The sequence below is a fragment of the Streptomyces sp. NPDC056734 genome (assembly GCF_042790455.1).
Taxonomy (GTDB): domain Bacteria; phylum Actinomycetota; class Actinomycetes; order Streptomycetales; family Streptomycetaceae; genus Streptomyces.
In genome coordinates this window covers 60,548-73,359 of sequence record NZ_JBHTZD010000024.1, presented here as the reverse complement: position 1 = coordinate 73,359, position 12,812 = coordinate 60,548, and the positions used below count along the sequence as shown (strand labels likewise).

The following is a 12,812-nucleotide window of genomic DNA, read 5'->3' as shown; positions in this document are numbered from 1 at the left end:
GCGCTAAAAACTACGCACCGTGCGGGAGAAGAGTGGGGGTTCCGGCATTTTCCAGTGGAACATGCGTCCGGCGTACTAATGTTGGCCAACTGACGTATGTTTCACGCCGGTCGACCCCCGCTGTCCGCGGCCGGATGTCCCGTTTTCGGTCGTTCGCTGACTGTTTTCGGTGGTCGACTTCCGGCCCACCGCTCCCGGGCGTCAACGGCGGCCCGGCGCGCGCAGAGTGGTGAGCGCGTCGGCGTGCGCCCCTCCCGACTCGGCGACTATCTCCGCCAACTGCTGCGGCTCCCGCACGGTCGCGAAGCTCACGCCATCACCACTCCGGCCGCCCGCGACGCCCTCCGCGCCCCCCGTCGCCGTCCCGTCCGGTACGAAGCCGTACACCCCGGGCCGGGCCAGCGAGTTGTAGCCGTAGTGGTGGGCGAAGTAGTACGCGCCCGTGTCCAGCGCCGCCGCGTGGTCGCCCTGCTCCAGCAGCGGCAGCGCGCGCGCCTCGGCGAGCAGGTCGCCCGCGAAGCACGCCGGTCCCGCCACGTCCTGCACCACCTGTGGCCCGCTCTTCGCCCGCCCCTTCGCGTCGTACGCGGCGATCCGCAGCGGCCACGACTCCGGCGCGTACACCGTCCGCGTCGCCACCTGCACGCCCGCGTGCGTCACCGCCACCGGACGGCCGCCCGCGCTCTTGGCGTACTCCACCCGCGCCACCACCGTCCCGTGCTTGGCCAGCAGCGACCGCCCGAACTCCGTCACCAGCCCGTACCGCCCGTCGAACAGCCCCGGCACCGCCCGCGCCAGCAGCCGCGCGTAGTCCCCGTACGTCGGGCTCTCCTCGTCCGAGCCGAAGTTCACCGGCAGCCCGCCGCCGATGTCGAGGGTGTCGATCTGCGGTCGCCCGATCCGCGCGTTGATCTCCTCGGCCAGCGCGTAGGTCTGAGCCACCCCGTGCGCCAGCAGCTCCAGCGGGATGCCCTGCGACCCGGTGTGCGCGTGCAGCCGGGTCAGCCACGGCCGCTCCCGGTAGGCCCGTACGACCCACTCCCGCGCGCCCTCGTCCCGCAGCGCCACGCCGAACTTCGAGGTCGCCGTCGCCGTGGACGTCGACCCGATGGAACCGCCCCCGACCTGCGGATTCACCCGGATGCCGAGCGGTGAGCGGCTGGGCGCCGAGGCCATGAGGGCGTCGATGCGGTCCAGCTCCTGCGGATTGTCGGCGTTCACCGCGATGCCCAGCGCCAGCGCCTCGCGCAGCTCGGCCGGGGTCTTCGCCGGGGAGTCCAGCACCGTCCGCTCCGGCGGCAGCCCCGCCGCCCGTGCCAGCGCCAGCTCACCCGGGCTCGCGACCTCCGCGCCGATGCCCTCCTCGCGCAGCAGCCGCAGCACCGGCACCAGCGGGGCCGCCTTCACCGCGAAGGCGTGCAGCACCGGCGTGCCCGGCGCGGTGACCTCGGCGAACGCCGCCCGCAGCGCCGCCGCCGACTCCCGGATGCCGATGACATCCAGCAGCCCGACGACGGGGGAGCCGGGGCCGAGCAGCCCCTGTGCCACGGCCGCCCGCACGGCGTCGTCCCGCCGGGCCGCCCGGGCGCCGCCCCGATCACCCTCGTACGCCGCGCCCGCGCCCGTACCTGCGCCCGTACCTATGCCCACACCTATGCCTGTGCCCGTGTTCGCGCCCATGTCCGTGCCCATGTCGTCCCCCGTCCCCCCGGTCCCGTCCCGTCCGATGTGCGAACCCATGCATCCAGCCAAACACGCCCACGACGGGCCGCCGCCGGAGCCCCACCTATTGACTAGGGTTATTCAGCGGATCAGGATGTGAATAATCGAATGTGGACGGGCGCCGCGCACGGCAGGCGGCGATCCGTCCACGGGAGCGATCAGCCAGAGCGATCAGCCAGAGCCATCAGCAGAGCGATCAGCAGAGCGATCAGCCAGGAGGCAGACCATGTCAGGACCCCGGCCCGTCCGAGCCCCGCGCGGCACGGAACTGAGCGCCCTGGGATGGCAGCAGGAGGCCGCCCTGCGGATGCTCCAGAACAACCTCGACCCCGAGGTCGCCGAGCACCCCGACAAACTCGTCGTCTACGGCGGCACCGGCAAGGCCGCCCGCGACTGGCGCTCCTTCGACGCCATGGTCCGTACGCTGCGGACCCTCAAGCAGGACGAGACCATGCTGGTCCAGTCCGGCCGCCCGGTCGGCGTCATGCAGACCCACGAGTGGGCCCCGCGCGTCCTCATCGCCAACTCCCACCTCGTCGGCGACTGGGCGAACTGGGAGGAGTTCCGCCGCCTGGAGGCCCTCGGCCTGACCATGTACGGCCAGATGACCGCCGGGTCCTGGATCTACATCGGCACCCAGGGCATCCTCCAGGGCACCTACGAGACCTTCGCCGCGGTCGCCGCCAAGCGGTTCGGCTCCACGCTCGCCGGGACGATCACCCTCACCGCCGGGCTCGGCGGCATGGGCGGCGCCCAGCCCCTCGCGGTCACCATGAACGACGGTGTGGCGATCTGTATCGACTGCGACCCGCGCGCCATCGACCGCCGGATCGAGCACCGCTACCTGGACGTGCGGGCCGACAGCGTCGACCACGCCCTGCGGCTCGCCGTGGAGGCCCGTGACGCCCGCCGCCCGCTGTCCATCGGCGTCCTGGGCAACGCCGCCGAACTCCTCCCCCAACTGCTCGCCATGGGCGCCCCCGTCGACATCGTCACCGACCAGACCTCCGCCCACGACCCGCTCGCCTATCTGCCGCTAGGCGTCGCCTTCGACGACATGGCGGACGCCGCCGCCAAGGACCCCGCCGGGTTCACCGCCAAGGCGCGCGAGTCCATGGCCCGGCACGTCGAGGCGATGGTCGGCTTCCAGGACGCGGGGGCGGAGGTCTTCGACTACGGCAACTCGATCCGCGGCGAGGCCCGGCTCGCCGGTTACGCGCGGGCGTTCGCCTTCCCCGGGTTCGTCCCGGCGTACATCCGCCCGCTGTTCTGCGAGGGCAAGGGCCCCTTCCGCTGGGCCGCCCTCTCCGGCGACCCCGCCGACATCGCCAAGACCGACCGGGCGATCCTGGACCTCTTCCCCGAGAACGAGTCCCTCGCCCGCTGGATCGAGCTCGCCGGTGAACGCGTCCACTTCCAGGGCCTCCCGGCCCGGATCTGCTGGCTCGGCCACGGCGAGCGCGACAAGGCCGGTGAACGCTTCAACGACATGGTCGCGAGCGGCGAGCTGGCCGCCCCCCTGGCCATCGGCCGCGACCACCTCGACTGCGGCTCCGTCGCCTCCCCCTACCGGGAGACCGAGGCGATGCTCGACGGCTCCGACGCCATCGCCGACTGGCCGCTCCTGAACGCCATGGTCAATGTGGCGTCCGGCGCCTCCTGGGTCTCCCTGCACCACGGCGGCGGCGTCGGCATGGGCCGCTCCATCCACGCCGGCCAGGTGACCGTGGCCGACGGGACCGAACTCGCCGGTGAGAAGATCCGCCGCGTGCTCACCAACGACCCCGGCATGGGCGTCATCCGGCACGTGGACGCCGGGTACGACATCGCCGAGTCCGTCGCCGGGGAGCGCGGCGTACGGATCCCGATGCGGGAGGGCGACGACGCGTGACCCCGCGAACCGACTCCTTCCACGCCATGTGGCGGGACCTCCTCCCCCTCGGCCGCCACCCCGGCTCGGGCGGCTACCGGCGCTACGCCTGGACCCCCGCCGACGCCGACTGCCGGGCCTGGTTCCGGGCCCAGGCCGAGACACGCGGGCTCGCCTACCAGGCCGACCGCAACGGCAACCAGTGGGCCTGGCTCGGCGACCCCGCCCAGGGCGACGCCGTGGTCACCGGCTCCCACCTGGACTCGGTGCCCGACGGCGGCGCCTTCGACGGACCCCTCGGAGTGGTGTCCGCCTTCGCCGCGCTGGACGAGGTGCGGCGCCGGGACGTGCCCCTCACCAAGCCCCTGGGCATCGTCAACTTCGGCGACGAGGAAGGCGCCCGCTTCGGCCTCGCCTGCGTCGGCTCCCGGCTCACCGCCGGGCACCTCACCCGCGCCGCGGCCCACCGGCTCACCGACGCGGACGGCGTCACCCTGCCCCGGGCCATGGAGGCCGCCGGTCACGACCCGGACGGCATCGGCGCCGACCCCGAACGGCTGGCCCGCATCGGCGCCTTCGTCGAACTCCATGTCGAGCAGGGCCGGGCGCTCGACCTCAGCGGCGACCCGGTCGGCATCGCCGGCGCCATCTGGCCGCACGGCCGCTGGCGGTTCGACTTCCGCGGCGAGGCCAACCACGCGGGCACCACCCGCCTGGACGACCGCCGGGACCCGATGCTGCCCTACGCCGAGACGGTGCTCGCCGCCCGCCGCGAGGCCCGCCTCGCCCGAGCCGTCGCCACCTTCGGCAAGGTCACCGTCGAACCCAACGGCGTCAACGCCATCCCCTCCCTGGTGCGCGGCTGGCTCGACTCGCGCGCCCCCGGCCAGGACGACCTGGACACCGTCGTCGGGGCGGTGGAGAAGGCCGCCCGCGAGTACGCCGACGCCCACGGCGTCGACCTCGACGTCGTCCGGGAGTCCTTCACCCCCGTCGTGGAGTTCGACCACGCCCTACGGGACCGGCTCGGCCGCATCCTCACCAAGGACGCCTCCGGCGCCGCAGACACGAAGGCCCCCGGCAAAGACACCCCCGTCCCCGTCCTCGGCACCGGCGCCGGACACGACGCCGGCATCCTCTCCGGGACCGTCCCGACCGCCATGCTGTTCGTGCGCAACCCGACCGGCGTCTCCCACTCCCCGGCCGAGTCCGCCACCGAGGACGACTGCGTGACCGGCTTCCTCGCCCTCGCCGACGTCCTGGAAGGGCTGATCCACACGTGAGCGGCACCGACTACGGCACCTACCGCGGCACCGACTACGCCACCTACTGGCTGGAGCACGCCTGGCTCGGCACCCACGTCGAGCCGGGCGTCCTCGTCACCGTCGACAACGGGCTCCTGCACACCGTCACCCCCGGCACCGCCGCCCCGCCGCCCGGCGCCGAACCCCTGCGCGGCCTCACCCTCCCCGGCCTCGCCAACACCCACTCGCACGCCTTCCACCGCGCCCTGCGCGGCACCGTCCAGGTCGGCTCCGGGACCTTCTGGACCTGGCGCGAGGTCATGTACTCCGTCGCCGACCGGCTGACCCCGGAGACCTATCACGCCCTCGCCCGTGCCGTGTACGCCGAGATGGCGCTGGCCGGGATCACCGCCGTCGGTGAGTTCCACTACGTCCACCACGCGCCCGGCGGCACCCGGTACACCGACCCCAACGCCATGGGCGAGGCGCTGATCGCGGCAGCCGCCGACGCCGGTATCCGCATCACCCTCCTCGACACCTGCTATCTCTCCTCCGGCTTCGGACAGCCGCCCACCCGCCACCAACTGCGCTTCTCCGACGGCACGGCCGACGCCTGGGCGGAACGCTCTTCACTTCTCAAGGATCGCGATCACGTACGGATCGGGGCCGCCGTGCACTCCGTACGGGCCGTGCCCGCGCGGCAGCTGGGGACCGTCGCCGACTGGGCCGAGCGGCGGCGGGCCCCGCTGCATGTGCATCTGTCCGAGCAGACCGCCGAGAACGACGCCTGTCTCGCCGCCCACGGCCGCACCCCCGCCCGGCTGCTCGCCGACCACGGGATCCTGGGCCCCCGCACCACCGGCGTCCACAACACCCATCTCACGGACGCCGACATCGCCCTCATCGGCGGCTCCGGCACCGGCACCTGCATGTGCCCCACCACCGAACGCGACCTCGCCGACGGCATCGGACCCGCCCCCGCCCTTCAGCGGGCCGGATCCCCGCTCTCCCTCGGCTCCGACAGCCACGCCGTGATCGATCTGCTCGAAGAGGCACGGGCGATGGAGCTGAACGAGCGGCTGCGCACCCGCGCCCGGGGCCACTGGACCGCCGCCGCACTGCTGCGCGCCGCCACCGCAGACGGCCACGCCGCCCTCGGCTGGGACCGGGCGGGCAGCATCGAACCCGGCGCGCTCGCCGACCTCACCACCCTCGCCCTCGACACCGTCAGAACGGCCGGGCCACTGCCCAGGCTGGGCGCCGAGACCGCCGTCTTCGCCGCGACGGCAGCGGACGTACGGCACACGATCGTGGGCGGCCGACACGTCGTACGGGACGGGGCCCATGCCCTTGTCCCCGACGCGGCCCGCGCCTTGTCCACGGCCGTGGACGCCCTCCGAGGCTGACCCGCTCCCCCCACCACGAGGACACGATGAGCAGCACCACTACCGTCATCACCAACATCGCCACGCTGGTCACCAACGACCCCTCCCTGGGTGACGGGACCCCCCTCGGTCTGATCCAGGACGCGGCCGTCGTCATCGACGGCGACCGGGTCGTCTGGACCGGTGAGTCAAGCAAAGCACCCGCCACTGACAATCGGGTCGACGCGGGCGGCCGGGCGGTGCTCCCCGGCTTCGTGGACTCCCACTCCCACCTGGTCTTCGCGGGTGACCGCACCGCCGAGTTCAACGCCCGGATGTCCGGCCGTCCCTACAGCGCGGGCGGCATCCGCACCACCGTCGCCGCCACCCGCGCCGCCACCGACGCCCAGCTCGAAGCCAACCTGGTCCGCCACCTCCGCGAGGCCCTGCGGCAGGGCACCACCACCATGGAGACCAAGTCCGGCTACGGCCTCACCGTCGCCGACGAGGCCCGCGCCCTGCGGATCGCCGCCGCGCACACCGACGAGGTCACCTACCTCGGCGCCCATGTCGTCGCCCCCGAACTGGCCGACGACCCGGCCGCCTATGTCGCCCTGGTCACCGGCGAGATGCTCGACGCCTGCGCCCCGTACGCCCGTTGGGTGGACGTCTTCTGCGAGCGCGGCGCCTTCGACGGGGACCAGGCCCGAGCGATCCTCACGGCGGGCAAGGCAAAGGGGCTCACCCCCCGCGTCCACGCCAACCAGCTCACCCATGGCCCCGGCGTGCAGCTCGCCGTGGAACTCGACGCCGCCAGCGCCGACCACTGCACCCACCTCACCGACGCGGACGTGGACGCCCTGGCCCACAGCCGTACGGTCGCGACCCTGCTGCCCGGCGCCGAGTTCTCCACCCGCGCCCCGTGGCCCGACGCCCGGCGCCTCCTCGACGCGGGCGTCACCGTCGCGCTGTCCACCGACTGCAACCCCGGCTCGTCGTTCACCTCGTCCGTGCCGTTCTGCGTCGCGCTCGCCGTACGGGACATGGGCATGACCCCCGACGAGGCCCTCTGGTCGGCCACGGCGGGCGGTGCCGCCGCCCTGCGCCGCACGGACGTGGGCCGGATCGCCCCGGGCGCGTACGCGGACCTCGCGATCCTGGACGCCCCCAGCCACGTCCACCTCGCCTACCGCCCCGGCGTCCCCCTGGTGACGGAGGTCTGGCGCAGAGGCGTACGAGCCACCTGACCGTCGCTCACGCCCGACCGGCACTCCATCGCTGCTCAGTCCTCGACGGTCAGCCCCCGCCGCAGCCGCCCCAGCGTCCGGGACAGCAGCCGTGACACATGCATCTGCGAGATGCCCAGCTCGTCACCGATCTCGGACTGGGTCATGTTGGCGACGAACCGCAGGGAGAGGATCTTCCGGTCCCGGGAGGGCAGCTCGGCGATCAGCGGCTTCAGCGACTCGACGTACTCGATGCCTTCGAGCCCGTGGTCCTCGTAGCCGATCCGGTCGGCCAGCGAACCCTCCGAGTCGTCCTCCTCCGGCTGGGCGTCCAGCGAGGAGGCGGTGTACGCGTTGGCGGCGGCCATGCCCTCCACCACCTCGTCGGCGGAGATGCCCAGATGCCCGGCGAGTTCGGCGACGGTGGGCGACCGGTCCAGCCGCTGGGCCAGTTCGTCCCCGGCCTTGGCGAGGTCGATCCGCAGCTCCTGGAGGCGCCGGGGCACCCGCACCGACCATGACGTGTCCCGGAAGAAGCGCTTGATCTCACCGACGATGGTCGGCATCGCGAAGGTGGGGAACTCGACCCCTCGGGCCAGTTCGAATCGCTCGATCGCCTTGATCAGGCCGATGGTGCCGACCTGGATGATGTCCTCCATGGGCTCGCTGCGGGAGCGGAACCGGGAGGCGGCGAACTTGACCAGCGCGAGATTCAGCTCGACGAGCGTGTTACGGACATAGGCGTGGTCATGGGTGCCTTCCTCAAGGCACTCCAGCCGCTCGAAGAGGGTCTTGGACAGGGCCCGCGCGTCGACCGGCCCGATCTCGGCGAAGGGCGGGATCTCGGGGAGCCCGGCAAGGGGATCGGCTGGTGGATCGGCCAGTGGATCGGCCCTCGGGTCGGTCTCGTACGTCGACGGCGACGTCGATGTCGTCGCCGTCGGGGTATGCGATCCGTCGAGCCGGGGTGACATGGTCTCCTCCATCGTTCACGGCATATGGCTGCCGGAGCCGTCAGGTGCACTACGGTGTGCGGCGCCTCCAAAGCCGGCCGTGTCGGTTACGTGTCCCTACTAGCCCTACCCGCTCCTCCGTGCCGACTGCAAGTGTCGTTCGTTGGTAAATGTCAATGTATGTCCGATTGTTCGGGTGTCGAAGGGCGTAGTGAGGGCGTAGGGTTTCGAGGGCGTACATCACATCGCGTCACATCAGTCAGCGGCCACGACCTCCAGGGGAGAGACGGCATGGACCACGGGATGCTCGGCAGCGCACAGTCGGGCCGGCTTCTGGTGGAGGTGCGGCAGGAGGGCGTGAGCGCCGTCCTGACTCCGGCGGGTGAGCTGGATCACCACACGGCCGATCTGCTCCGCGAACCGCTGGAGGAATGCCTCGCGCAGGGGCTGAGCCGGCTGGTGGTCGACTGCGTCCGGCTGGACTTCTGCGACTCCACGGGCCTCAATGTGCTGCTCGGCGCCCGGCTGAAGGCCGAGGCGGCCGGTGGCGGTGTCCATCTGGCGGGCATGCAGCCCGTGGTGGCCCGGGTCTTCGAGATCACGGGCGCGGAGGCGGTCTTCACCCTCCATGACTCGGTCGAGGCCGCTCTGGCCGACGAGTCCACCTGAGGGGTGTTCCTCCCGAATCGTCGGGCAGAAGAGATCGTGGCGCCGGTACGAATGTTCGATGCGGATGTTCGTTCGATATGGATGTGCGGACCTCCGGCACCACGGAGAATGACCCTTAAATCATGAACTGGTGAATCGGTGAGGTGAAGCGCTGATGAGCACCACCCGGCCCTTCTCGCCGGGCTCTCCTGAGCCCAGTGGCGCTTCCGGCGTGTCCGAGTCGGACCCGGCCGCCGTACGGCAGCAGCCCGGCGGCGGGACCGTACGCAGGCTGAGCTTCGAGGGGCAGAGCGGGGTCGTGCCGCTGGCCCGTGACTTCGCCCGGCAGGCCCTCTACGCCTGGGGCTGGCTGCCCGCCGCCGGCGCCGACCGGCGGGCCGCGGCCGAGGACGTCCTGCTGGTCGTCTCCGAACTGGTCACCAACGCCTGTCTGCACGCAGAGGGCCCGGACGAGATGGCGATCGCCTGCGACCGCAAGGTGATCCGTATCGAGGTCTCCGACCGAGGCACCGGCCAGCCGTCCCCCCGTACGCCCCACCGCGCGGGCCGCCCCGGCGGCCACGGCATGTTCATCGTCCAGCGGCTCTGTCTGGACTGGGGTGTCGTACGGACGCCGGGGGTGGCGGGCAAGACGGTCTGGGCGGAGCTGGGCGCGCCCGCGTAGCGCGCCCCGCGTTCAAATGGTGCCCGGTCAGGACCTGCCGTATTGGTGTTCCTGTTTACAGCTGCCATAGCTGCCGCCATAGCTGCCGCTGTTGCCGCCGCCATAGCCGCCGTAACCGTCACCGTCGCCGTAGCTGTCCTTGCAAGGCTTCTTGACGGTGACGGTGATGGTGGCCTCGGCCGGGTCCGAGTGGACCGTGCCGTTTTCGGCTTCGGCCACGGCGGTGTTGGTGACCTTGCCCTTCTTGGCATCCGCCTGCGTGACCGTGTAGGTGCCGGAGCAGGTGGTGCTCTCACCCGGCGCCAGGGTGGTGTTCTGGCAGGTGACATCACTCACGCGGTTGTCGGTGACAGCGATGCCGGTGAGTTCGGTGCCGCCCGTGTTGGTGACCGTGTAGGTGTAGGTGACCTGGTCACCCGGACGGTAGACGCGCGAGGCGTCGACGGTCTTCTCCAGGCTCAGCCCCGGTTCGGCTGGGGTGACGACGGTGATCGTCTCCTCGTCGGGCGGCGAGGTCACGGTGGTGCCGTCCGTGGTGCCCTGTGCGGTCGCGACATTGGTGACGGTGCCGCGTAGGACGTCCTCGGCGGTGACGGTGTAGGTGCCGGTGCACGTCGTGTTCGCCCCCGGGGCCAGGGTCGTGGTCTCGCAGGTGACGCCGTTGACACGGTCGTCGTCGACGGTGATGCCGGTCAGTTGCACGTCCCCGGTGTTGGTGACCGTGTACGTGTACGGCACCTCGTCACCCACCTGGTACACCTGCGAGGTGTCGGCGGACTTCTCGATGCCGAGGCTCGGGCCCGGGGTGACGGGCAGGGTCACGTCGTCGGGTGGGGAGGTGACGGGGGTGCCGCCGCTGTCGCCCGTCGCGGTGGCGGTGTTGGTGACGGACCCGGCCTGTCCGTCGGCGTCGGTGATGGTGTAGGTGCCGGTGCATGTCATGCTCTCGCCGCTGGCGAGGCTGGTCTGGGGACAGATGATGCCGGTGACGTGGTCATCGGAGACGGTGATGTCGGTGAGGGTGGTCGCGCCGCTGTTGGTGACCACGTACTGGAAGGGCACTTCCGTGCCGGGGGTGTACGCGGGTGGCGGGGCCGGGTCCTGGGACACCTGCTTGACCAGGTTGAGCCGGGGCAGTTCTGCCGCGGGGTGCACGGTGACGTTGCGGATGAGGTGGACATCGGTGAACAGGCCGGTCGACGCGGCGAACCCGAACTTGTAGGTGTCCGGCACCGGCTGCGGCGCCGGAGTGCTCAGGACCTGCTGGGTGCCGTTTCCGTCGTGGAAGTCGATAGAGACGGTGATCACCGGGTCGGGCGCCGGGGAGATCTCCACGGTGACGGTGCGGCGCGAGGGCTCCAGCAGCGCCTCGGCCTCCTCGGGCGTGGCATCGGGCGGCACGTCGGTCGTGGGTCCGTGCAGTTGGCCCGGCAGTGTGGACGGCCAGGGGCCGGTGGTGGAGAAGTTGCTGGTGGTGGCGGTGAGGAAGCAGTAGCCCTCGGTGCCGTTGCCGGGCCCGCGCAGCGTCACCATGTTCGCGCCGGGCGCCGGGATACGGAACTCGGTGCCGGCCGGGGAGCGGTTGTCACAGCCGTTGCCGCGGTGTTCCCAGTCGCCGAAGTAATTGCCCAGCACGTCCAGGCCGACCCCGACGTAGCCGTGATTGACGCCGGGCAGGAACTCCTGGCCCGGGTCGTCATTCGGCAGCTTCTGCGCGTATCCGAGGCTGCCGCCGAAGGCTCCGGGCGCGGTCAGTGACGCCGCGCCGTCGATGAGGAAGAAGGAGATGCCGTCGGCCGGAGGGTTGGTCGTCCCGCCGTACTGCCACTGGTCGAAGGTGGTGACCAGACCCTGGTTCGCGGGGAGCGCGTGGTTGTAGAGGACGGCGGCCGACTGGTCGTTGGACGCGTCGGTCAGCCGCAGATAGCCGTGCGGAGCGGCGTTGTCCGGCGGGACGGGGCCCGTGGCGTTCGGCGGGCAACCGGTCAGGGGGTGAGTGCCGGGACCGGGGGCGGGTGCCTCGGCGGCACCGGTCAGACAGGCGGGGCCGAAAGCCTCGAACTCGGTATCCGCGGTCGCGCCGGTGAACGTCTCGTCCACCAGTGGCACCCCGACGGGCTGTGCCTGGGCGGGCACGACGGACAGGCCCAGCCCCGCGGAGACCAGACCGAGCACACCGAGCGCGGCCCCGGCCAGCCGCGGCCCCGGCGCCGCATGTTTGTACCGGGCGTTTCTTCCGGCCGGGACCCGGCCAGGTAGGGACAGTAATCTCATGCGGGGAATGTGACGCCCCAACAGGGACTTCTCTGCGAACCCCACTCCGGGCATACCCCCTCAGGGCATACTAATACGCCATTCGGAGCACGGAGAACTCGCTCCGACGTGGGAGGTTTCCCCGGTCGTCGCCGACCGACGGAGGGGGGAGATCCTGTCAGCCCGGACCTGCTTGCGGTGCGGGTGTCGTGGTCGTGGCCCTGGTAGGCGTGGAGCGTCGTGGGCCGTCGCCGGGTACGCCCGATCGCCTGGCGGCTTATGTCCTCCCGGGTCGGATGCGGTCAGCGATCCAGCCATACGCACCACCAGATCGCCAGGATCAGCGCGCTGACGCTGCACACCGTCAGGACCCCGCTCCAGAAGGCGTCGTCGAGCGGGGTCCGCCGCTTCACGGCCGATGATCCAGGCGCAGATGCCGCCGCATGAGCACGTTCGCGTCGACCAGCGCGCTCTCGTCGGTTCCTGCCCGTGCCGCCGGGAAGAGGTCGCCGGGAACCTTCGTCATCCCGCCTTCCTCCTGTCAGTCGGATTCTGGTTCTCGCACCAGCAGTTCGTCACCGGCCGGGAAGCGTGCGGTGCCGCCCTCCTCCCAGACGACGACCACGGCCAGGCCGCCCATCGGGCCCCGGTCGGTGCTCGTCGCCTTCACCGTGTGCCACTCGCCCGCGTAGCCGATCACGTCTCCCCGGGCGAGCAGGGCCGCGCGTTTGGTGGGATGGTTCCACCGCTCTCGTCCACAGGCCGGACGAGAGCCAAAGGGACTTCCCATTCGATGCCACCCCCCTTCGGCCGGAGGTAGGCGGTTCGGGTGAGGACCCTTCCGGTG

At 71.7% G+C, this 12,812-nt stretch carries 10 protein-coding genes; 6 read left to right on the top strand and 4 right to left on the bottom strand.

The genetic code is table 11. From position 1 onward, the window contains the following. Positions 1-201 precede the first annotated feature (201 nt). Positions 202-1,680 carry a diaminopimelate decarboxylase gene (locus tag ACFRFC_RS30840; protein ID WP_382691939.1) on the bottom strand — a complete coding sequence of 493 codons (1,479 nt, stop codon included), beginning with the start codon at positions 1,678-1,680 and terminating at the stop codon, positions 202-204. Positions 1,681-1,948: 268 nt separating this feature from the next. On the opposite strand from ACFRFC_RS30840, the gene hutU reads away from it, so the two are divergent. The 4 genes from hutU to hutI are packed head-to-tail and all read left to right on the top strand — an operon-like array spanning position 1,949 to position 7,447. Then, on the top strand, positions 1,949-3,613 hold the full coding sequence (gene hutU / locus ACFRFC_RS30835; protein ID WP_382691899.1) for a urocanate hydratase: 1,665 nt from the start codon (positions 1,949-1,951) through the stop codon (positions 3,611-3,613). A 26-nt stretch (positions 3,614-3,639) separates the two neighbouring features. Further along, positions 3,640-4,875 (top strand): allantoate amidohydrolase, encoded by a 1,236-nt coding sequence (locus tag ACFRFC_RS30830; protein WP_382691938.1) that lies wholly within the window; start codon positions 3,640-3,642, stop codon positions 4,873-4,875. After that, positions 4,872-6,242 (top strand): formimidoylglutamate deiminase, encoded by a 1,371-nt coding sequence (locus ACFRFC_RS30825; RefSeq protein WP_382691898.1) that lies wholly within the window; start codon positions 4,872-4,874, stop codon positions 6,240-6,242. The genes ACFRFC_RS30830 and ACFRFC_RS30825 overlap by 4 nt, the downstream gene beginning before the upstream one ends. 26 nt (positions 6,243-6,268) lie before the next feature. Next, entirely contained in the window at positions 6,269-7,447 is a 1,179-nt protein-coding gene (gene hutI, locus ACFRFC_RS30820) for an imidazolonepropionase (protein ID WP_382691897.1), read from the top strand. A gap of 35 nt (positions 7,448-7,482) precedes the next feature. On the opposite strand, the gene ACFRFC_RS30815 is transcribed toward hutI, so the two are convergent. Next, positions 7,483-8,412 (bottom strand): RNA polymerase sigma factor SigF, encoded by a 930-nt coding sequence (locus ACFRFC_RS30815; RefSeq protein WP_382691896.1) that lies wholly within the window; start codon positions 8,410-8,412, stop codon positions 7,483-7,485. A 258-nt stretch (positions 8,413-8,670) separates the two neighbouring features. Between ACFRFC_RS30815 and ACFRFC_RS30810 the strand changes: the two genes are divergently transcribed. After that, positions 8,671-9,048 (top strand): STAS domain-containing protein, encoded by a 378-nt coding sequence (locus tag ACFRFC_RS30810; RefSeq protein ID WP_382691895.1) that lies wholly within the window; start codon positions 8,671-8,673, stop codon positions 9,046-9,048. Positions 9,049-9,202: 154 nt separating this feature from the next. Then, complete coding sequence (locus ACFRFC_RS30805; RefSeq protein ID WP_382691894.1) at positions 9,203-9,712, top strand: ATP-binding protein; 510 nt, start codon at positions 9,203-9,205, stop codon at positions 9,710-9,712. Between the two features lie 27 nt (positions 9,713-9,739). Here the strand turns inward: ACFRFC_RS30805 and ACFRFC_RS30800 are convergent, their stop codons facing one another. Both ACFRFC_RS30800 and ACFRFC_RS30795 read right to left on the bottom strand, forming a co-directional pair. Continuing rightward, positions 9,740-11,986 (bottom strand): hypothetical protein, encoded by a 2,247-nt coding sequence (locus ACFRFC_RS30800; protein WP_382691893.1) that lies wholly within the window; start codon positions 11,984-11,986, stop codon positions 9,740-9,742. Between the two features lie 520 nt (positions 11,987-12,506). Continuing rightward, positions 12,507-12,755, bottom strand: a complete 249-nt coding sequence (locus ACFRFC_RS30795; RefSeq protein ID WP_382691892.1) for a hypothetical protein — start codon at positions 12,753-12,755, stop codon at positions 12,507-12,509. Positions 12,756-12,812 lie beyond the last annotated feature (57 nt).

Excerpts from the sequence above, each read along its gene's own strand:
- ACFRFC_RS30840 (WP_382691939.1), bottom strand. The coding sequence starts at position 1,680 with ATGGGCGCGAACACGGGCACAGGCATAGGTGTGGGCATAGGTACGGGC.
- hutU (WP_382691899.1), top strand. The coding sequence starts at position 1,949 with ATGTCAGGACCCCGGCCCGTCCGAGCCCCGCGCGGCACGGAACTGAGC.
- ACFRFC_RS30830 (WP_382691938.1), top strand. The coding sequence starts at position 3,640 with ATGTGGCGGGACCTCCTCCCCCTCGGCCGCCACCCCGGCTCGGGCGGC.
- hutI (WP_382691897.1), top strand. The coding sequence starts at position 6,269 with ATGAGCAGCACCACTACCGTCATCACCAACATCGCCACGCTGGTCACC.
- ACFRFC_RS30815 (WP_382691896.1), bottom strand. The coding sequence starts at position 8,412 with ATGGAGGAGACCATGTCACCCCGGCTCGACGGATCGCATACCCCGACG.
- ACFRFC_RS30810 (WP_382691895.1), top strand. The coding sequence starts at position 8,671 with ATGGACCACGGGATGCTCGGCAGCGCACAGTCGGGCCGGCTTCTGGTG.
- ACFRFC_RS30805 (WP_382691894.1), top strand. The coding sequence starts at position 9,203 with ATGAGCACCACCCGGCCCTTCTCGCCGGGCTCTCCTGAGCCCAGTGGC.
- ACFRFC_RS30800 (WP_382691893.1), bottom strand. The coding sequence starts at position 11,986 with ATGAGATTACTGTCCCTACCTGGCCGGGTCCCGGCCGGAAGAAACGCC.
- ACFRFC_RS30795 (WP_382691892.1), bottom strand. The coding sequence starts at position 12,755 with ATGGGAAGTCCCTTTGGCTCTCGTCCGGCCTGTGGACGAGAGCGGTGG.